The sequence below is a fragment of the Lysobacter dokdonensis DS-58 genome (genome assembly GCF_000770795.1).
GTDB classification, from domain to species: domain Bacteria; phylum Pseudomonadota; class Gammaproteobacteria; order Xanthomonadales; family Xanthomonadaceae; genus Noviluteimonas; species Noviluteimonas dokdonensis.
In genome coordinates, this window is record NZ_JRKJ01000010.1 from 1 (window position 1) to 20,767 (window position 20,767).

The 20,767-nt window shown below is 67.8% G+C and carries 16 protein-coding genes; 6 read left to right on the top strand and 10 right to left on the bottom strand.

From position 1 onward, the window contains the following. The coding region (gene rne, locus LF41_RS09080; RefSeq protein WP_036168823.1) for a ribonuclease E at positions 1–2,419 on the bottom strand (2,419 nt) is incomplete at its 3' end. A gap of 444 nt (positions 2,420–2,863) precedes the next feature. On the opposite strand from rne, the gene LF41_RS09085 reads away from it, so the two are divergent. Then, a complete protein-coding gene (locus LF41_RS09085; RefSeq protein WP_052116288.1) occupies positions 2,864–3,829 on the top strand; it encodes an RluA family pseudouridine synthase in 966 nt (321 codons plus the stop codon). On the opposite strand, the gene LF41_RS09090 is transcribed toward LF41_RS09085, so the two are convergent. Further along, positions 3,826–4,176, bottom strand: a complete 351-nt coding sequence (locus tag LF41_RS09090) for a 4a-hydroxytetrahydrobiopterin dehydratase (protein WP_036168828.1) — start codon at positions 4,174–4,176, stop codon at positions 3,826–3,828. The two genes, LF41_RS09085 and LF41_RS09090, sit on opposite strands and share 4 nt — an antisense overlap. 56 nt (positions 4,177–4,232) lie before the next feature. Here LF41_RS09090 and LF41_RS09095 point away from each other — a divergent pair, with 56 nt between their 5' ends. Continuing rightward, on the top strand, positions 4,233–4,826 hold the full coding sequence (locus LF41_RS09095) for an NfuA family Fe-S biogenesis protein (RefSeq protein WP_036168830.1): 594 nt from the start codon (positions 4,233–4,235) through the stop codon (positions 4,824–4,826). Positions 4,827–4,856: 30 nt separating this feature from the next. Then, positions 4,857–6,578 (top strand): hypothetical protein, encoded by a 1,722-nt coding sequence (locus tag LF41_RS09100; protein ID WP_052116289.1) that lies wholly within the window; start codon positions 4,857–4,859, stop codon positions 6,576–6,578. Between the two features lie 70 nt (positions 6,579–6,648). Here LF41_RS09100 and LF41_RS09105 read toward each other — a convergent pair whose 3' ends face one another. Next, complete coding sequence (locus LF41_RS09105) at positions 6,649–7,083, bottom strand: c-type cytochrome (protein ID WP_036168832.1); 435 nt, start codon at positions 7,081–7,083, stop codon at positions 6,649–6,651. An 8-nt stretch (positions 7,084–7,091) separates the two neighbouring features. Further along, a complete protein-coding gene (locus tag LF41_RS09110; protein WP_036168967.1) occupies positions 7,092–7,511 on the bottom strand; it encodes a c-type cytochrome in 420 nt (139 codons plus the stop codon). Between the two features lie 320 nt (positions 7,512–7,831). Here LF41_RS09110 and LF41_RS09115 point away from each other — a divergent pair, with 320 nt between their 5' ends. Genes LF41_RS09115 through LF41_RS09125 form a run of 3 tightly spaced genes read left to right on the top strand, consistent with a single transcriptional unit; the run spans position 7,832 to position 15,594 of the window. Beyond that, positions 7,832–8,971 (top strand): efflux RND transporter periplasmic adaptor subunit, encoded by a 1,140-nt coding sequence (locus LF41_RS09115; protein ID WP_036168834.1) that lies wholly within the window; start codon positions 7,832–7,834, stop codon positions 8,969–8,971. A gap of 27 nt (positions 8,972–8,998) precedes the next feature. Next, positions 8,999–12,493, top strand: a complete 3,495-nt coding sequence (locus tag LF41_RS09120) for an efflux RND transporter permease subunit (RefSeq protein WP_052116290.1) — start codon at positions 8,999–9,001, stop codon at positions 12,491–12,493. Next, entirely contained in the window at positions 12,490–15,594 is a 3,105-nt protein-coding gene (locus tag LF41_RS09125; protein WP_036168836.1) for an efflux RND transporter permease subunit, read from the top strand. Before LF41_RS09120 ends, LF41_RS09125 begins: the two co-directional genes overlap by 4 nt. On the opposite strand, the gene LF41_RS09130 is transcribed toward LF41_RS09125, so the two are convergent. From LF41_RS09130 to LF41_RS09155, 6 genes are read right to left on the bottom strand one after another with little or no spacing between them, the layout of a single operon-like run. Next, positions 15,595–16,818: a TraB/GumN family protein gene (locus tag LF41_RS09130; RefSeq protein ID WP_036168838.1), complete on the bottom strand. Its 1,224-nt coding sequence runs from the start codon at positions 16,816–16,818 to the stop codon at positions 15,595–15,597. Positions 16,819–16,844: 26 nt separating this feature from the next. Beyond that, positions 16,845–17,771 carry an alpha/beta hydrolase gene (locus tag LF41_RS09135; protein WP_036168840.1) on the bottom strand — a complete coding sequence of 309 codons (927 nt, stop codon included), beginning with the start codon at positions 17,769–17,771 and terminating at the stop codon, positions 16,845–16,847. A gap of 19 nt (positions 17,772–17,790) precedes the next feature. Next, positions 17,791–18,399 (bottom strand): TetR/AcrR family transcriptional regulator, encoded by a 609-nt coding sequence (locus LF41_RS09140; protein ID WP_036168842.1) that lies wholly within the window; start codon positions 18,397–18,399, stop codon positions 17,791–17,793. Positions 18,400–18,448: 49 nt separating this feature from the next. Continuing rightward, positions 18,449–19,339: a carbon-nitrogen hydrolase gene (locus tag LF41_RS09145; RefSeq protein ID WP_036168844.1), complete on the bottom strand. Its 891-nt coding sequence runs from the start codon at positions 19,337–19,339 to the stop codon at positions 18,449–18,451. Next, a complete protein-coding gene (locus LF41_RS09150) occupies positions 19,336–20,373 on the bottom strand; it encodes an agmatine deiminase family protein (RefSeq protein ID WP_036168846.1) in 1,038 nt (345 codons plus the stop codon). The genes LF41_RS09145 and LF41_RS09150 overlap by 4 nt, the downstream gene beginning before the upstream one ends. Next, positions 20,373–20,750 (bottom strand): hypothetical protein, encoded by a 378-nt coding sequence (locus tag LF41_RS09155; RefSeq protein ID WP_036168849.1) that lies wholly within the window; start codon positions 20,748–20,750, stop codon positions 20,373–20,375. Before LF41_RS09155 ends, LF41_RS09150 begins: the two co-directional genes overlap by 1 nt. Positions 20,751–20,767 lie beyond the last annotated feature (17 nt).

Consider the following 20,767-nt stretch of genomic DNA (forward strand, 5'->3'; position numbering starts at 1 on the left):
CTTCGACGCCGTCGGCCTCGTCGTGCTCCATGCCTTCGACGTTGGCCTCGTTCGCCATTTCGCCTTCCGCGCCACCCTGGCCGCGACGACGGCGACGGCCACCACGACGTCCGCGACGGCGACGGCCGCCGCCTTCGCCGGATTCGGCCTGCGCGTCCTGCACGAACTCGTTGCCACCGGCGGCCGGCTGCGCGGCCTCGGCGGCCTGCGATGCATCGGCGACAGCCACCACGGCATCCGCGGCGGGTGCGTTCATCGCGGGCACGATGGCGACGGCTGCAGCCTGCGCGTCCGAAGGCTTCGCTTCGGCGGCCTTCGCCGCGTCGGCTGCGGCCTGCTGCTCGCGCTGCTGGCGCTTGGCTTCGTTGCGCGCCAGTTGGTCCGCACGCTGCTGTTCGGCACGCTGCTGCTGTTCGAGACGGCGCTGTTCCTTCTGCGCTTCGTCGAGCTGCGGCTTGGGCTGCTTCTGCTGCTGTTGCTGCTTGGGCTGCTGCGGTTGCTTGGGCTGCTGCGCTTGCTGCGGGCCCTTCTGCTGCTGGCCGGCCTTCTGGTCGCGGCGTTGGTCGTCGCGGCGGCCCTGCTGGTTGCGGTTGCGTCCGTCGCGCTGGTCACGGCGGCCATCGCGGTTGCGATTGCGCTCGTCCTGCGAACGGGCCGCGGGCGAGGGCGATGCGGCCACCGGTTCTGCGCCCCCGAACAGGCGCTTGAAGAAGCCGGCGAGTCCGCCGCTCGAACGTGCGGCCACCGGCGCTTGCGCGACGGCGACGGGCGCGGCGGCCGGCTTGGCTTCCTCGCGCACTTCTTCGCGCACGGGCGCGGGCTGCGCGGGACGCACGTTGGTGACGGCCGGCAGGTTCGGGATGTTGAGGTGGGCCTTGGTCAGCGCATGCGTGGCGAGCTTGCGCGGCGTGCCGCGCTGGTAGCTCGGCTTGCTGCTTTCTTCGCCGAGTTCGTTCTCGCGGATGCGGGTGACTTCGAAGTGCGGCGTCTCGAGCTGATCGTCTGCGACGATGACGATCGGCGCGTCGTGGCGCTTTTCGATCTCGCCGAGCGCGCGGCGCTTTTCGTTGAGCAGGTAGTTGGCGATTTCCGTCGGCGCCTGCACCAGCACCTGGCCGGTGTTTTCCTTCATCGCGTGTTCTTCGGCAAGGCGAAGGATGGACAGCGAGAGGGATTCGACGCTGCGCATGCGGCCGTGGCCTTCGCAGCGCGGGCAGACGAGCTGGCTGGATTCGCCCAGGCTCGGGCGCAGGCGCTGGCGCGACATCTCCAGCAGGCCGAAGCGCGAGATGCGGCCGAGCTGCACGCGCGCGCGGTCGTACTTGAGCGAGTGCTGCAGCTTGTTCTCGACTTCGCGCTGGTGCTTGTTGGACGCCATGTCGATGAAGTCGATGACCACCAGGCCGCCGAGGTCGCGCAGGCGCAACTGGCGGGCGACTTCTTCGGCCGCTTCCAGGTTGGTCTGGAACGCGGTTTCTTCGATGTCGCCGCCCTTGGTGGCGCGCGCGGAGTTCACGTCGACCGCGGTCAGGGCTTCGGTCTGGTCGATCACCAGCGCGCCGCCGGAGGGCAGGCGCACGGTGCGCTCGTACGCGTTCTCGATCTGCGATTCGATCTGGAAGCGGTTGAAGAGCGGGGTGTCGTCCGTGTAGTGCTTGAGCTTGCGCATGTTGTGCGGCATGACCTGCTGCACGAACTCGCGGGCTTCGTCGAACATTTCCGGCGTGTCGACGAGGATCTCGCCGATGTCGGCGCGCATGTAGTCGCGCAGGGCGCGGATGATCAGGCGCGATTCCTGGTAGATCAGGAACGGGCTCGGCTTGCTGAGCGCGGCCTCGGCGATGGACTTCCACACCTGCAGCAGATAGTCGAGGTCCCACTGGAGTTCTTCGGCATCGCGGCCGACGCCGGCGGTGCGGATGATCACGCCCATGTCGTCGGGGATCTGGAGCTTGTCCATCGCCTCCTTGAGGGCGGCGCGGTCGTCGCCCTCGATGCGGCGCGAGACGCCGCCGGCGGTGGGCGAGTTGGGCATCAGCACCATGTAGCGGCCGGCGAGCGAGATGAACGTCGTCAGCGCCGCGCCCTTGTTGCCGCGTTCTTCCTTGTCGACCTGGACCACGATTTCCTGGCCTTCGCGCAGGAGTTCACGCAGGCCGGCCTTGTTGTGGTCGACGCCCTGCTGGAAATAGTCGCGGGAGATTTCCTTGAGCGGAAGGAAGCCGTGGCGCTCGCCGCCGTATTCGACGAAGGCCGCTTCGAGCGAGGGCTCGAGGCGCGTGATGCGGCCCTTGTAGATGTTGGACTTCTTCTGTTCCTTCGACGGTTGTTCGATGTCGATGTCGTAAAGGGTCTGACCGTCGACGATGGCGACGCGCAGTTCTTCCGCCTGCGTCGCGTTGATGAGCATTCGCTTCATTGTGCGTTCCTCGCGCGCTGTCGCACGCGGAACGCCGTGGGCGTTCGCCTCTGGATACCGCGGCGCCATCGGCGCGCCATCGCAGGCGCATCGCTGTCGCGTCTTGATATGCCAGCGCTACGACACCACGGCATGCCGCGGGAGCGCTTGTATTGCCTATGTCCAATTTGCGGGCCGGCGACGTGGCGGCCGGGGGGCGTTCGCGTCGCGCGGGTCGTTGTTCAGCGCCGATGTCTGACGCATCGGGCGATGGCCGGGCCTGCCGACGAGCCGCTAACATGGCCGCCCCGGGGGCGGTGGTCGCGCACTGTGTCGGGGATCGCGGGAGGCGGGCTTTCGGCCCGTTGGCTGCGCGGGAACGCGGGTTTCGCGGTCCTTCGCGCAATCTCCCTGCGAAATCAAACCCTTACTTCGCGCGGCGAGTGTAGCAGGTCAAAGGCGACGATGGACCCCACGCAACCGGCCCCGAGCCGCCCCGCGGCTCCCGCGCGCACCGTGAAGGTGCCCGAGGATCGCGACGGGCAGCGCCTCGACAACTTCCTCCTTGGGCAGTTGAAGGGCGCGCCGCGCTCGCTCGTCTACAAACTGGTGCGCTCCGGCCAGGTGCGCGTGAATGGCGGCCGCGCGAAGGCCGAGCGCAAGCTCGAAGCCGGCGACGAAGTCCGCATCCCGCCCGTGCGCCTGGGGGAAGAAGCCGACCGGGGCACGCCCGCGCGCGGTTTGCTGGAGGCGATGGACGCCAGCATCGTCTTCGAGGACAACCGGCTGCTCGCGATCAACAAGCCTTCCGGCGTGGCCAGCCACGGCGGCAGCGGCATCAGCTTCGGCGCGATCGAAACGCTGCGCGCGCTGCGGCCGAAGGACAACCTCGAACTGGTGCACCGACTGGACCGCGATACCTCCGGCTTGCTGGTGCTCGCGAAGAAGCGCTCGGCGCTGACCGAACTCCAGGCGTTGATGCGCGAAGACGGCGGCATCGCCAAGCGCTACCTCGCGCTGCTGGTCGGTCGCTTGCCGAACGGCACGATGACGGTCGACGCGCCGCTCCACATCGGCCTGCGCCAGGGCGGCGAGCGCCACGTGCAGGTGCATGCCGACGGCAAACCGTCGGTGAGTCACTTCAGGGCGCTGGAACGCCGCGGCGGCCAGTCTTATTGCGAAGTGCGCATCGAAACCGGCCGCACGCACCAGATCCGCGTGCACGCGCAGCACATCGGGCATCCGATCGCCGGCGACGACAAGTACGGCGATCCGGCCGCCAACAAGCGCCTGCGCGAACAGGTGGGGCTGAAGCGGATGTTCCTGCACGCCTCGACGCTGGAATTCGCGCTCGATGGCGGGAAAGCGCCGTACTCGCTCAACGCGCCGCTGGCGCCGGAGCTGGTCGACGTCCTGGATCGCCTCGCCTAGGCCTTCGGGCCGGCGAGGCGCTCGGTCTTCGCCGCGAGGATGAAGTCGTTCTCGCTCAGGCCGCCCACGTCGTGCGTGGAGAAGCGGACCACGCAGCGGTCGTAGTGAACTCCGAGGTCCGGGTGGTGGTCTTCGGCATTGGCGATGTATGCCAGTGCGTTCACGAACCCCATCGTCCGGTAGTAATCCTTGAAATTGAACGTCTTCACGAGCGCGTGGCCGTCCTCGGCCAGCTCCCAGCCGGGAATCTGCGGCAACAGCTCGCGCACGCGGGCTTCGTTGAGCTTGTGCTCGGTGCCGCGGCGCGGGATGCAGTGGGCGTCGGCGAGGGCGATCAGGTCGGACATGGGGCGGCTCCGCTGCGTTGCGCGCTGTACCGGAAGGGGTGGCTAGAATAGCCCGCATGATCCAACTCTCCGAATCCGCGCAGGCGCATTTCCGCCGCCTGATCGAACGCGAAGCCCTGCCGGGCCTCGGCGTCCGCCTTTCCGCCGTGCATCCCGGCACGCCCCGCGCCGACGTGCGCCTCGAATTCGCCGAGCCGGCCGATCTCAGCGGTAACGAGTGGGCCATCGATTGCGAGGGCTTCACGCTCTACATCGACCCGGCGAGCGCGCCGTTCCTCGATGCGGCCGAGATCGACTTCGTGCAGCAGCCCACCGGCGGGCAGTTGCAGATCCGCGCGCCCAAGATCAAGGGCGAAGCGCCGGCGGAGACCGCATCGCTGGTCGAGCGCGTGCGGTGGGTGGTCGAACATGAGGTCAATCCGCAGCTCGCGCAGCATCGCGGGCATGTGTCGGTGCAGGAAGTGACGGCAGACGGCGTCGTGCTGTTGCGCTTCGGCGGTGGTTGCCACGGCTGCGGCATGGCGGATGTCACGCTGAAGCAGGGGATCGAGCAGACGCTGATGACGCGCGTGCCCGGCGTCACCGCGGTGCGCGATGCGACCGACCATGCGACAGGCACGGCACCTTACATGCCGCGCGACGCCGCCTGACCGTTCGCGTCGAGAACGGCTCCCCTCCGAGTGTTCTCCGCCGCCGACATCATCGAAGCCCTCGCGCACCGGCGCCGGGTGAAGTCCATCCGGCCGCAGGCGCCGGGCACGTTTCCGCCAGGCTGGCAAGCGTGGTTCGACGGCATGCACGCCTCGCCGCATGCGGTGAAGGGCGCGCTGCCTGCGACGTTCATCGAAGAACTCGTGCAGCGGCCGCTCGCATCGCCGCCGGCGCGCGATGCGCAGCTCAATCGCTGGCGCGCGTTCGCGACCTTGTGGCGCCAGCAGTGGCATCCACCGATCCCCGAAGAGCGCGGGTTGCGGTGGTTCGCTGCGTCGTTCAGCGCGGTGCTGCATTTGTGTTTCGCATTCCTGCTGTTGTGGCTGGCATACGTGTTCGTTCCACCGCCGCCACCGGCGGGCGAGGGCGAGCAGGTGGTGCAGGCCGAGTTCATCGGCACCGGCACGCCGGAGGAAACCGGCGGCGGCGCGCCCGAAGGACCGCAACCGGAACCCGCGCAGACTGCGGCTGCGCCGTCTCCGCCCGCGGCCACGCCGCAACCGTCGAACGCACCGGTGCAACCGCCACCGCCGCCGCAGCCGGAAGAACCCGCGCCGGCGCCTGAAACCCCGGTCGCCGCGCAACCGCCGCCGCAGGCCGAACCGGAACCGCAGCCCGTCGTCGAAGTCCCGCCCGCACCGCAACCTCTGCAGGTGACGGAAGTGCCGCAGCCCGACACGTCGTTCGTGTTGCCGCCGCCGCGGCCGCGCGAAGTGGACGTCGCGCCGCGTGACCTGGCGGTGCCGCAATTGCGCCAGCCGACGCAGGCGATCTCGCGCGTCGAAACGCAGCGGCAAACCATCGACACGCAACGCGTCGAAGTGCAACGCATCGCGATCACGCCGCCGCAGGTGCGCGGCGAAGAGTCGGCGCGGTTGACGCAGCAGATCCGGATCACCACCGCGCCGTCGCAATCGCGCGAGATCGCGTTGCCGACATTGCGCGGTGAAACGCGCGCGATCCCGATGCCGTCGCGCGGCACGACACCGGGCGCGACGGCGCCGGGAGCGTCGACGTCGAATGCACCGTCGAGCGCGCCAGGGTCGTCGACCGCAGCGACGAGCGCCGCACCGGGCGGACAGCAAGCGCCGGGCAGCGGCACGTCGCCCGCCGCGCAACCGGGCGCCGGCACGACGCCGAATGCACCGCCAGGCGCATGGCCCTCGCCGAACCGGGGCGACGATTGGGGCGTGGGCACGCGCAACACGCCGGGCGGCAAGCCGGGGTCGGGCGCGAAGCCGGGCATCTACGATGCGCAGGGCCGCCCGAATCTCGGCGAACCCCCGACGCCGGGGCAGAACGCGCCGGGCACGATGGAAGCGCACATCGCCAACCTGGATCGCGCGGGCCGCTGGCTCAAGCGCCCGCCGATGGATTACACGCCGACGACGTTCGACCAGTACTGGGTGCCGAACGAAACCCTGCTGCAGGAATGGGTGCGCAAGGGCATCAAGTCGCTGTCGATCCCGATCCCGGGCACCGACAAGAAGATCTCCTGCGTCATTTCGATCCTGCAGTTCGGTGGCGGTTGCGGCCTGACCGATCCGAACGCGAACGCGCAGGCCGCGCGTGCACGACCGCCGCCGGACGTGCCCTTCAAGCCTTGGTTGCAGGAAGACAACGGCAGCATCAAGAAAGCGCCGCCGCCGCCGAACACGTCGGTGCAGCCGCCCGCGAGCACGAATCCGTAGACGCAGAAAGGCCCGCATTCGCGGGCCTTTTTCCAACCGGTTCCCCGCGTGGCGGGGAAGGGATTGTCCGTTACTGCACGTTGTGCAGGTCGGACAGGTGGCTTTCCGTCGAGTGGAAATACGCACCGAGGTCGGCGATCTGCTGGTCGGTGAGTTCCTTCGCCTGTGGGCTCATCAGCGCGTTCTCGCGATCGCCCTTGCGGTAGGCGAGCAGCGCGTGCTCGATGTAATCGGAGTACTGGCCGCCGAGCTTCGGGTAGGTCTTGTCGGTCGGCACGTTGCCTTCGGCGCCGTGGCAATCCACGCACGCGAAACCGTTGCGCTTGGTCGTGGCGAGCTTCATGCCCGCTTCGATGTTGCCCGACGGCAGGCCGGCGGACGAGGACTTCGGCGCTTCGCCTTCCGCGTGGCCGCCTTCGGTGTGGCCTTCCTCGCCGTTGCCGGAGCAGGCGGTGAGCGCGAGGGCGAGCAGGGCGATGGCGAACGCGGGCTTCTTGATCGTCATGGGGTGGCTCACTTCTTCGCGTTCACGGTCGAGAGATAGGCGGCGATGTCGGCGATGTCCTGCGCCGAGAAGCTTTCCGCCTGCGCCTGCATGGTCGGATGCTTGCGGTTGCCTTCGCGGTATTCGGTGAGCGCCGAGGCGATGTACTGCGGCGACTGGCCGCCGATGCGCGGCACGTGGTAGCTCGGGTAGGCGTTCTTGTAACCCTCGATGCCGTGGCAACCGCGGCAGGTGAAGGTGAGTTCCTTGCCCTTCGCCGGATCGCCCTGGAGGTCGGCGGCCTTGGCTTCCGCGGGCGCGGCCGGCTTGGCGACCGAAGCGGCTGCCGGTGCGGCGGCCGTGGCCGGCGCGGCGGCGGTCTGCTGCGCGTGGGCAGCGAAGAGCAGGGGCGCCAGCAGCAGGCCGGCGGCGATCGTCAGCGGTCGCATCATGAAGTCAGTCCACGGTGGAAGTTCGGTCGCGCGACGCGTGCGTCATGCGGGCGTCTCGCAAGCGGCGAAGTATAGCTTGCACGTGAATGGAACCGGCAAACGGGTGGCCGCGATCGCCTTGCGCGCGCGTGCAACCGGTCGGACGCCCGCCGCATCCATTGATCGATCACGCGCAACTCCACTCGCAACCAGCGTCCGCTTCTCTCCTTCTGCGCATCAAGCAGGAATCCTCCGTGAAGTCACCATGACCTATGGCGCATGGCGGTAACAAAGAGGGAGTGATTTACTTGACTACAACACCCAAGGGGTCAGCCCACATGTCCGCCAACGCCTCCATCCACGGCCGCACGCTGCGCGCCGGTGCCCTCCTGATCGCCTGCGCCCTGGCGCTGACCGCCTGCAAGAAGGGGGACGGAGACGCCCAGGCCAAGGGCAAGGAAGGGGAAAAGGGCCCCGAGGCCATCCCGGTCGAGGTGATGGCCGCCACCAAGCGGCCGATCGCCGCCAGCTACACCGGCACCGCGCCGCTGGAAGCCCGCGGCGAATCGCAGGTGGTCGCCAAGACCTCCGGCGTCGCGCTCCAGGTGCTGGTGCAGGAAGGCCAGCAGGTGCACGCCGGCCAGGTCCTCGTGCGCCTGGATTCCTCGCGCGCCGCGTTGCAGGCCGCGCAGACCGCCGCGCTGATGGGCAAGCTCGAAGCCAACTACAAGCGTTCGGTCACGCTCGCCGAGCAGAAGCTCATGAGCGCCAACGACATCGACACGATCCGCTACGACCTCGAGAACGCGCGCGCCGCCAATCGCCTCGCCAATCTCGAACTGTCGTACGCGAACGTCGTCGCGCCGATCTCCGGCGTCATCGCCGAACGCAAGATCAAGGACGGCAACTTCGTCCAGATCAACACGCCGATCTTCCGCATCGTCGACACCTCGCGCCTGGAAGCCACGCTCAACGTGCCCGAACGCGAAGTCGCCACGTTGCAGCAGGGCCTGAAGGTCGACCTCGCCGTCGACGCGCTGCCCGGCAAGAAGTTCGCCGGCACCATCGACCGCATCGCGCCCGTCGTCGACGCGGGCAGCGGCACGTTCCGCGTGATCTGCTCCTTCGAAGGCGGCGGCGCGCTGCAGCCGGGCATGTTCGGCCGCATCCGCATCGACTACGACCAGCGCACCGACGCGCTCGTCGTGCCGCGCATGGCGCTGCTCGAAGACGAAGGCGATCCGGCCGTGTTCGCGGTGAAGGCGGGCAAGGCCGTGCGCGTGCCGGTGAAGCTCGGTTACCTCGACGGCCAGTGGGCCGAAGTGCGCGAGGGCCTGAAGCCGGGCGACCAGGTCGTCACCGCAGGCAAGGTGGCGCTGCGCGAAGGCAGCGCGGTGCAGATCGTCGGCGACCAGGCCAAGCCTGCCGCGCCGGCGGCCGGCAAGGGTGGCGTCGCCGCCGCCACCGCCGCGCGCTGATCGACGACAACGCCCCGGAGCTCGCGCGTGAATCATTCCTCCGATCCTGCATCGTTCAACGTCGTCGAGTTCTCCACGCGTCGCCGCGTCACGGTGATGATGGCGACGCTGACGTTCCTCATCTTCGGCTTCATCGCGTTGACCAACCTCAAGGTCAACCTGCTGCCGGACCTCAGTTATCCGACGCTGACGGTGCGCACCGAATACACGGGCGCGGCGCCGGCGGAAATCGAAACGCTGATCACCGAGCCGGTGGAAGAAGCCGTCGGCGTGGTGAAGGGCCTGCGCAAGCTCAAGTCGGTGTCGCGCACGGGACAGAGCGATGTCGTGCTCGAGTTCGCGTGGGGCACCGACATGGACAAGGCCTCGCTCGAAGCGCGCGACAAGATGGAAGCGCTCGCGCTGCCGCTGGAAGCCAAGCCGCCGGTGCTGTTGCGATTCAATCCGTCGACCGCGCCGATCATGCGCCTGGTGCTCGCCAACAAGGGCCAGGATTCGCAGGGCGCGCTCACCGCGTTGCGCCGTTACGCCGACGATGACCTGAAGAAGAAGCTCGAACCGGTCGAAGGCGTCGCCGCGGTGAAGGTCGGTGGCGGTTTGGAAGATGAAGTGCAGGTCGACATCGACCAGCAGAAGCTCGCGCAGCTCAACCTGCCGATCGACACCGTCATCCAGCGCCTGCAGCAGGAGAACATCAACATCTCCGGCGGCCGCCTGGAAGAAGGCTCGCAGCGTTTCCTCGTGCGCACGGTCAACCAGTTCGCGACCGTCGACGAGATCCGCGACATGCTCGTCACCACGCAGGCCGCCGGTGGCGGCAGCGCGCAGAGCGCGGCCGAAGAAATGGCGCGCGTGGCCGCGGCCACGGGCAATGCCGCCGCGATGGCGGCCGCCTCCGGCGTGCAGAGCGCATCCAACGGCAGTTCCGCCGCGGCCGGCGGCATGCCGATCCGCCTGAAGGACATCGCCGACGTGCGCCAGGGCTACAAGGAGCGCGAGGCGATCATCCGCCTCGGCGGCCATGAAGCCGTCGAGCTGGCGATCTACAAGGAAGGCGACGCCAACACGGTGTCGACTGCCGACGCGATCCAGTTGCAGATCGATGCGATCAAGAAGCAGATGCCGCCGGACATCGAACTGACCGTCATCGACGACCAGTCGCAGTTCATCCGCCACGCCATCGCCGACGTGAAGAAGGACGCCATCATCGGCGGCCTGCTCGCGATCCTCGTGATCTTCCTGTTCCTGCGCGATGGCTGGAGCACGTTCGTCGTCGGCCTGTCGCTGCCGGTGTCGATCATCACCACGTTCTTCTTCATGGACCAGTTCGACCTGAGCCTCAACGTGATGTCGCTCGGCGGCCTGGCGTTGGCGACGGGCCTGGTGGTCGACGACTCGATCGTGGTGCTCGAATCGATCGCCAAGGCGCGCGAACGCGGCCTGGGCATCGTCGAGGCGGCGATCGCCGGCACGCGCGAAGTCTCGATGGCGGTGGTCGCCTCCACGCTCACGACGATCGCGGTGTTCCTGCCGCTGGTGTTCGTCGAAGGCATCGCGGGGCAGCTGTTCCGCGACCAGGCGCTGACGGTCGCGCTCGCGATCTTCATTTCGCTCGTCGTGTCGATGACGCTGATCCCGATGCTCTCCTCGATCCGCGGCCGCGCGCCGCTGGCGTTCAAGGAAGAAGCGCCGCATCCGCGCTGGGAACCGACGCGCTGGTGGCAGATTCCCTTCGCGTGGGTCGGCCGCATCATCGGCATGCTCTTCCGTTTCCTCTCGCTCGGTTTCTTCTGGTTGTTCGTGCGTGGCTGGCGCGGCCTGGTGGCCGTCGTCGGGCCGGTGATGCGCACCGCCAGCCGCTTCGCGATGGGCATCTACGAACGCCTGGAAGCCACGTACCTGCGTACGCTGCCCAACGCGCTCGAACATCCGCGCAAGGTGCTCGCCATCGCCGCGCTGGCGTTCTTCGCGACGCTCGCGGTCGTGCCGTTGCTCGGCGCCGACCTGATCCCGCAGCTGGCGCAGGATCGTTTCGAAATGACGGTGAAGCTGCCGCCCGGCACGCCACTGCGCGACACCGACCAGGTCGTGCAGGAACTGCAGCGCCAGCACGGCAAGGACGAGAATCTCACCGCGTTGTACGGCGTGAGCGGCACCGGCACGCGCCTGGATGCCAGCCCGACCGAAAGCGGCGAGAACATCGCCAAGCTCTCGGCCGTGATGAAGGACGGCGGCAGCGAAGCAGTCGAAGCGGAAGTCACCGAAAAGCTGCGCGCGAGCATGGCCAATCGCACCGACGCGCAGCTCGACTTCAGCCGCCCGGAACTCTTCAGCCTCTCCACGCCGCTGGAAATCGAACTGCAGGGCCCGGACTTGCCGCAGATCGAAGCCGCCGGCCGCAAGTTCGCCGCAATGCTGCGCTCGAACGACCACTACGCCGACGTGACCTCGACGGTGGAGCAGGGCTTCCCGGAGATCCAGATCAAGTTCGACCAGGACCGCGCGGCCGCGCTCGGCCTGACGACGCGCCAGATCGCCGACGTCGTGGTGAAGAAGGTGCGCGGCGAAGTCGCCACGCGCTATTCCTTCCGCGACCGCAAGATCGACGTGCTGGTGCGTGCGCAGGCGACGGACCGTGCGTCGGTCGACGACATCCGCAACCTCATCGTCAATCCGAACAGCAGCACTCCGGTGCGCCTGTCGTCGGTCGCCGACGTCGTCGCGGGCACGGGTCCGAGCGAAATCCACCGCGCCGACCAGGTGCGCGTGGCGATCGTCTCGGCCAACCTGCGCGACATCGACCTCGGCGCGGCCGTGCAGGAAGTCCGCAAGATGGTGGCCGACTCGCCGCTCGGTGCGGACGTGGGCATGCACATCGGCGGCCAGGGCGAGGAACTCGATCGCTCGGTGAAGTCGCTGCTGTTCGCCTTCGGCCTCGCGGTGTTCCTCGTCTATCTCGTGATGGCCTCGCAGTTCGAATCGCTGCTGCACCCGTTCGTCATCCTCTTCACGATTCCGCTCGCCCTCGTCGGCGCGGTGCTCGCGTTGCTGTTGACGAATTCCGCGATCTCGGTGGTGGTCTTCATCGGCCTGATCCTGCTGGTCGGCCTGGTGGTGAAGAACGCGATCATCCTGATCGACAAGGTGAACCAGTTGCGCGAGGAAGGCGTGCCCAAGCGCCAGGCCTTGATCGACGGTGCGCGTTCGCGCCTGCGCCCCATCGCGATGACCACGCTCTGCACGCTGTTCGGTTTCGCTCCGCTCGCATTGGCGATGGGCGAGGGCGCCGAAGTGCGCTCGCCGATGGCGATCACCGTGATCGGCGGCCTGCTGGTGTCGACGCTGCTGACGCTGGTCGTGATCCCGGTGGTGTACGACCTGCTGGATCGCCGCTCGGACGAGTACTACGCCGAGAAGCTGCGCAAGCAGCGCGCCGAAGCGAAGAAGGCCAAGTCGCTCATCGAACATGACCAGGATCCGTTGAACGGTTCGGGCGACTCCGCGCCGGAGGCCGCCCAGTGAGCGTCGCCGAGCTCAGCATCCGGCGGCCCGTCACCACGATCATGTTGTTCGTGTCGATGGTGGTCGTCGGACTGATCGCCGCGGTCCGCCTGCCGCTGGAAGCGATGCCCGACGTCTCTGCACCGTTCCTCTTCATCCAGCTGCCCTACGCGGGCTCCACGCCGGAAGAAGTCGAGCGCACGATCCTGCGGCCCGTCGAGGAAACGCTCTCGACGATGACCGACGTCAAGAGCATGGAAGGCAACGCGACGTCCGAGCAGGGCAGCGTGTTCGTCATGTTCTCCGACTGGGACCGCGACATCGAGATCGCCGCGGCCGAAGCGCGCGAACGCATCGACGCCATCCGCGACGACCTGCCCGACGACATGCAGCGTTATTTCGTCTGGAAGTGGTCGACGAGCGACGAGCCCGCACTCGAGCTGCGCCTGACCAGCAAGTCGCTCGACCTGACGAAGGAATTCGATCGCATCGACCGCGTCTACAAGCGGCGCCTCGAACGCCTGCCGGGCGTGGCGAAGGTCGAAGTGGAAGGCGCGCCGCAGAACGAGGTCGAAATCGCGATCGACCAGGACCGCCTCAACGCGCACGGCCTGGCGCTCAACGATCTCGACCAGCGCCTGCGCGCGGTCAACTTCTCCGTGTCCGCCGGCCAGATCGACGATGGCGTCCAGCGCCTGCGCGTGCAGCCGATCGGGGAGCTCACCGACCTGCAACAGTTGCGCGACATCTCGCTCGCTCGCGGCGTGCGCTTGTCCGACGTCGCCGACGTGCGCCTGAAGCCCGAAAAGATGCCCTACGGCCGTCGCCTCGACGGGCGCCCGGCGGTGGGGATCGACGTTTACAAGGAACGTGACGCCAACCTCGTCGACGTCTCCCGCAACGTGCGCGCCGAACTCGACGCGATCAACGCCGAGCAAGGCACCAACGACATCGACCTGCTGGTGCAATGGGACGCGGGCGAGAGCGTCACCGGCTCGCTGCTGAGCCTGGCCGAGGCCGGCGGCATCGGCCTGCTGCTGTCGATCGCCGTGCTGTACTTCTTCCTGCGCCACTGGCCGTCGACGATGATGGTCACGCTGGCGATCCCGATCTGTTTCATCATGACGCTCGGCTTCATGTACTTCGCCGGCGTGACGCTCAACGTGCTGTCGATGATGGGCCTGCTGCTCGCCATCGGCATGCTGGTGGACAACGCGGTCGTGGTGGTGGAGAGCATCTACCAGGAACGCGAACGCCTCGGCGGCGAGCCCAAGCTCGCGTCGATCATCGGCACGCGCCACGTCGCCATCGCGCTGTCCGCCGGTACGTTGTGCCACTGCATCGTGTTCGTGCCGAACCTGTTCGGCGAAAAGAACATGATCAGCATCTACATGGGCCAGATCGCGATCACGATCTGTGTCTCGCTGCTCGCCTCGTGGCTGGTGGCGGTGAGCCTGATCCCGATGTTGTCGGCGCGCATGAAGACGCCGCCGGCCGTGCGCGACGAGAACGGCCTGATCTCGCGCCTGCAGCGCCGCTATGCGCGCCTGCTGCGCTGGACGCTGAACCATCGCGGCGCGAGCGTGCTTGGCATCCTGATCATCGTCGTGGCCAGCATCGGCCCGGTGATGTGGACCAAGTCGAACATGTTCGGCGGCGACGATGTCGGCGAGATCGACATCTTCTATCAGTGGAAGGGCGCCTACACCAAGGAACAGATGTCGGCCGAAATCCTGAAGGTCGAGAAATACCTCGACGCGCACCGCAAGGAATTCGGCATCGACCAGGTGTTCTCGCGCTATCGCGAGCAGGGCTGGGCGGGCACCAACGTCAAGCTGGCGACGAAGGACCGCGAAGCGGTCGCCAAGATCACCGAAGCGATGCGCAAGGACCTGCCGAAATCGGCACGCGCCAACATCGGCATCGGCGACCAGGGCGGCCCGGGCGGCGACCAGCAGGGCAAGGAAGTGCAGGTGATGCTCGTCGGCGACTCCACGCAGACGCTCAACGAGATCGCCGAAGACGTCGTGCCGCTGCTCGCGCGCCACAAGGAATTGCGCGACGTGCGCGTCGACAGCGGCGACCGCAACAGCGAGCTGACGGTGCAGGTGGATCGCGATCGCGCGGCGGCGTTCGGCTTCAGCGCGAACGACGTGGCGACCTTCGTCGGCCTGGCGTTGCGCGGTGCCCCGTTGCGCGAGTTCCGCCGCGGCGACACCGAAGTGCCGGTGTGGGTGCGTTTCGCCGGCGCCGACGATTACGGCACGGAAGACCTCGCCAGCTTCACCGTGCGTGCGCCCGACGGCCGCAGCGTGCCGCTGCTGGCGATGGTGAACGTGCAGGTGCGTCCGGCGGCTTCGTCGATCGAGCGCACGAACCGCCAGACGACGCTGACGATCACCGCCGGCATCGCCGAGAAGTCCACGCAGCCCGAAGCGAAGAAGGCCATCGAGGACACGCTGGAGAAGGCGCGCGAAGGCTTCCCGCCGGGGTACAGCTATTCGTTCGACCGCCCGCAGTTCATGAGCGACGACGCGGCCGTCAAGCAGATGATGTTCAACCTCGGCATCGCGCTGTTGATGATCTACGTGGTGATGGCGGCGGTGTTCGAATCGCTGCTGTTCCCCTCGGCCATCATGAGCGGCGTGCTGTTCTCGATCTTCGGCGTGTACTGGCTGTTCTGGCTCACCGGCACCGAGTTCAACATCATGGCCTTCATCGGCATCCTGGTGCTGATGGGCGTGGTGGTGAACAACGGCATCGTGATGGTCGAGCACATCAACAATCTGCGCCGACGTGGACTGTCGCGCACCGATGCGCTGGTCGAAGGCAGCAAGGAACGCCTGCGCCCGATCCTGATGACGATGGGCACGGCGATCCTGGCGATGGTGCCGATCGCGGTGGGCAATACGCAGATGGCCGGCGACGGCCCGGCGTACTACCCGATGGCGCGTGCGATCGCCGGTGGCCTGGCGTTCTCGACCGTGGTCAGCCTGCTGTTCCTGCCGACGATCTACGCGATGCTCGACGACCTGCGGCTCGGCACGGTGCGCACGATCCATCGTGCGCGCGGGAAGACCACGCCCGTCGCCGCGTCGGTGACTGCGATCAGCGCGGACTGATCAGCCGAGCAACTTGCCCAGCATGCGGGCACCGCCGAGCCACACACCGACGGCGGTGCCCAACGAGGTCATGAAGAAGTTGAGCAGCACGCGTGCGACGCGATTGCGGTACCAGCCGCGCACGCTCTGCACGTCGTCGCGCAGTGCCATGAAATCGGCGTAGGTCGGCTTGCGCACCCATGCTTCCACCAATGCGCTGATCGTGCCGGACGCCAGCGCCGGATGCAGTGGCGTCACGGGCGATGCGAAGAACGCGGCGATGATGCTGAGCGGATGACCGCCCGCCGCCGCGCAACCGACCGCGCCGAGCGAACCGGTGATCAGCACCCAGTACAGCATCAGGTCCGCGCCGACATCCAGGCCGCCGCGCCAGAACCCGAACGCGAATCCGCCGAGCACGAACACCGCCAGGATCAGCGTGAACCACGGGAAGGACGACTTCTCCTTCACCGTTTCGAGCTCGGCGCGGATGTCGGCCGGCGAACGCGTTTCGTCGCGCAGGTGCTTCGCCAGGCCTTGCAGGTGACCCGCGCCGACCACGGCCAGCACGTTGCGCGCGCCGCTTTGCGACGTCGCGCTCTCGCGCAGGCGCGCGGCCATGTAGCGGTCGCGCTCGCCGATGACGGTGTCGTACAGCTCGGGGCTTTCCTGGGCGAATTCGCCGAAGCTCGATTCGAGCAGGTCGCCTTGCTTGAGCTTCTCGATTTCGTCGTGGCCGACTTCCTCGTCACCGAACAACGAGGCGACGATGCCGCCGCCGAGTTTCGCGCGGCCCCACCAACCGAGCCGTTGCGAGGCGCGCTTGAAGGTCAGGCCGACATCGCGGTCGATCAGGTGCACGGCCAGTTCGCGTTCGCGCGCGTCGTTGACGGCGGCCTTGAGTTCGGCGCCCGGTTCGATACCGAGTTGTTCGGCGAGGCGGCGCTGGTAGGCGGCCAGGCCCAGGTTCGCCGCGAACAACGCCGTCTTGCCCTCGCGCAACACTTTCACCAGGTCCATGCGCGCCAGCGCATCGGGATCGCTCAGCGCGGCGAGGCGTTGCGGGTCGAGTTCGACGGCGACGGTGTCGTAGTCGCCACTCGCGATCGCCGCGTGCACGGCATCGACGCTGGCGCGCGAGACGTGCGCGGTGCCCAGCAAGGTGTAGGTGACGCCATCGCGTTCGACGCGGGCGTGCGGCTGGTCGACGAGCGGGGCGGGGGACTGCGCGGTGGGGTCGGTCATCCGCGCAGTATCGCCGTTCGCCTCCGTCAGGCGAAGCCGTACGGCAGGTTCGGCGAGGACACCACGCGGTCTCCGACGGTTTCACCGTGCGCGAAGCGCAGCGCCGCCGCGATGACGCCGGCGTCGCCCGCGATGCGGTTGTGGCCCAGGCCACGCGTGCTGAGCAGGTGCGAGTCGGGCCAGTAGCGCGCGTAGCGCTCGCCTTCCGACCACGGCACCTCGCGGTCCTCGACGTCGTGCACGATGAGCGCGGGCCGCGCGATGCACGGCGCGTTGCGATGCGCCTGCAAGTCGTCGAAGGCGATGCCCACGTGCCGCTCGAACGAGCGGATCAGCGCCCGCCACAGCCGCTGCGGCAGGGCGATGGTCGTGGCGAAGCGTTCGGTCGCCGCTTCCGGATCCGCCGCCGGCGCGATCAGCACGACGCGATCGGCCTGCAATCCGTGCGCGAGCGCGACGCTCGCGGCCGCGCCGCCGAGCGAATGCGCGACCAGCAATGCGGCCGGTCCGAAGCGTGCGCCCACAGCGAGCAGGGTGTCGGCGAATGCGGGCAGCGTGGCGTGTTCGCCCGTGCTGCGGCCATGCGCCGGCTGGTCGAACGCGACGACCGCATAGCCTTCGGCGCGCAGTCGCGGAACCCAGGGCAGGAAGCGCGTGCCGTGGCTCGACCACCCATGCGCGAACAACACGTACGGCTGGCGACGCGGATCGCCCCATGTGTAGGTCGCGATGCGCTTGCCGTCGACCGTGATCTCCTCGATGCGCGCGTCGCCGCAGGGCGCGGCGAGTGCACGGGCGCGGCTGGAGCGGAAGGGCGTGGAAAACAACTTGCCCGCCGCGCGCAGTGTCGGCTTCGGATTCAGCACGCCGAAGACACGGAAGCCGAGACGGATGGTCGCGAGCTGCAGGGAAGCGCGAACGGTCGTGCTAATTGTGGAGGTGTTCTTGGCCATGGGGGCCTCCGTCGTGCGATCAGCGTTGGGGGGAGTTCGACGCGATCCACCGTTCGACGGCCACATCGCCGTGGCGGCGCGCGACGTCGTAGCCGAACAGGCCGGCTTCGTGGTGGACGGTCAGCGGGATGGCGTAGAGCTCGAAGACGTATTGGTCGACATCGCCGGCGGCGAGATGGCCCGCATCGATGGACAGTTGCACCGCGCGCGCGAGTTCGCTGCGCCAGCGGCGTTCGTTGTGGACGACCTGGTCGTGCAATGCACCGGGGCGGTCGTCGTATTCCATGACCGACGCCATGAGCACGCAGCCGCCGCCCGCGGTGTTGCGCACCCATTCGAACCAGTTCTGCATGATCGCGCGCACGCGCGGCAAGCCACGCGGTTGCGACAGCGCGGGCATCAACACGGCGTTGCCGAAACGCAGCGCCGCTTCTTCCAGGACGGCGAGCTGCAGGTCTTCGCGCGAACCGAAATGCGCGAACACGCCGCTCTTCGACATGCCCACCGCGGCGGCGAGCGGACCGATCGACAAGCCTTCGACGCCCGAGGCGCGGGCGATGTCGTAGGCGCGGCCGACGATCGTGTCGCGGGTGGCGGCGCCTTTCGGGGTGGCGGTCGGGGTACTCATGGTCGCGGACAATAGCACGACCGTTCGTTTGTGGATGACCGCTCGTCGGTCAATCCCGATATCGTTTCAGGAGATCCTGGTAGGCATCGATGCGACGGTCGCGCAGGAACGGCCAGATGCGGCGGACGTGCTCGCTGCGTTCCATGTCGACCTCGGCCATCAACACCTGGGGCTCGTCCGTCTGGGCTTCGGCGAGGAACTCGCCCTGCGGGCCGAGCACGTGGCTCGAACCCCAGAAGCGGATGCCCGAGGCGCCGATGGGCGAGGGCTCGTGCCCGACGCGATTGCAGCTCAACACCGGCAGGCCGTTGGCGACCGAGTGCCCGCGATGGCTGAGGATCCACGCGTTGCGCTGTCGGTCCTTCTCGGATTGCTCGTCGTCGGGGTCCCAACCGATTGCCGTCGGGTAAAGCAGCAGTTCCGCGCCGGCGAGCGCCATCAGGCGCGCACCTTCCGGATACCACTGGTCCCAGCAGACCATGACGCCGAGGCGGCCGACCGAGGTGTTGATCGGTTCGAATCCCAGATCGCCCGGCGTGAAGTAGAACTTCTCGTAGAAGCCCGGGTCGTCGGGGATGTGCATCTTGCGGTACTTGCCCGCGGTGGAGCCGTCGCTGTCGAAGACGACCGCGGTGTTGTGGTACAGGCCCGTCGCGCGTTTTTCGAATAGCGAGGTCACCAGCACGACATTGTGCTGTTTCGCCAACTTCGACAGTCGCTCGGTGCTCGGGCCCGGGATCGTTTCGGCGAGGTCGAACTCGCACACGTTCTCGTGCTGGCAGAAGTACGGGCCGTTGTGCAGTTCCTGCAGCATCACCAGCTTCGCGCCGTTGCCCGCCGCTTCCGCCACGCGTGCTTCGATCACTTCCAGGTTCGCATCGGCCGCGCCGTGGTTGCGTTCCTGGATGAGCGCGACGGGCAGGGAAGTCTTGGGATTCATCGGACGAGTCCTTGCGGCAATTGCATGGTGATGCAGTGGAGGCTGCCGTTCTGCCAAATGAGCGGACGGCACGGGACCTGCACGATCTCGCGGCCGGGGTAGGCCGTTCCAAGCACGGCGGCTGCCGCCGGATCCGCGGGGTCGCCGTAGGCCGGCATCAATACCGCACCGTCGATGATCAGGTAGTTCGCATAGCTGGCTGCGAGTCGACGGCCTTCATCCAGCACCGGCCGTGCCCACGGCAACGGGAACAGGCGATAGGGCTTGCCGTCCTTCGTGCGCAGCGCCGCGATTTCGTCGGCCATCGCGCCCAACTCGGCGTAGTGCGAATCCGAAGGGTCGTCGCAGGCCTGGAACACGATCGCATCGTCGGGCGCGAGGCGGGCGAGGGTGTCGATGTGCGCATCCGTGTCGTCGCCCTCGAGATACCCATGGTCGAGCCACAGCACGCGATCCTGGCGCAGCCATTCCTTCAGGCGCGCATCGAGCGACGCGCGATCGGACTCCGGATGGCGCTCGTGCAGGCACTTCCACGTGGTGAGCAACGTCCCGGCGCCGTCGGTTTCGATGGCGCCGCCTTCCAGTGCGAAATCGATGGACGTGCGCTCCGCGTTTTCGAACACGCCTTGCTCGACGAGGCGTTCGATCAACTGGTCATCGCGGCTGGCTTCGAACTTGCCGCCCCAACCGGTGAAGCGGAAATCGAGCAGGCGGAAGCCGTCGGGCGTGCGCAGCGTGATCGGGCCCGAGTCGCGCAGCCACGTGTCGTCGTATTCGACTTCCACGAAGCGCACGCGCGACAGGTCCACGCGCGCCGAGCGCAGGCGCGCTTCGGCATACGTCTGCAGGTCTTCGTCGGCGACGCACACGATCACGCGCGTGTACCGCACCAGCGCCGCCACGAGCGCGATGTAGGTCTCCTCGACCTCGCCCAGGCGATCGGCCCAGTCGGTGTCGGCGTGCGGCCATGCGATCAGGACCGCGGACTGGGACTCCCATTCCGCGGGGAAACGTTCGACAGCGTGTTGGGGCATCAGCGGATGGCGGGTTTCGGGCCCACTTCGTTGGCGTCGGCCTTGTTGGCCACCGCATCGATGACGCGGTTCTTTTCGAAGTAGACGGTGAAGGTGGGGTAGGTCCAGCGGTTGATCGTCGGCCACTGGCGCTTCTGGCCGCCGCGCGGGTCGAGCTTGCTGCTCGGCGCGCCGAATTTGGATTCCACTTCCTGCGCGCTCATGCCGCGGGGGGGCATGGCGGCGGTGTTCTCTTCGCGCACGCGCTCGATGAGCAGCGTGTCGCCTTCGGTGACGCGGACGGCCTGGACGGGCGTGCCCGTCGCGGTGTCCTGCGCGAAGGCGGGGCCGGCGAAGGCGAGGGCGAAGACGGATACGGCAATGATGCGAACGACCATGCGAGCTCTCCCCGGAG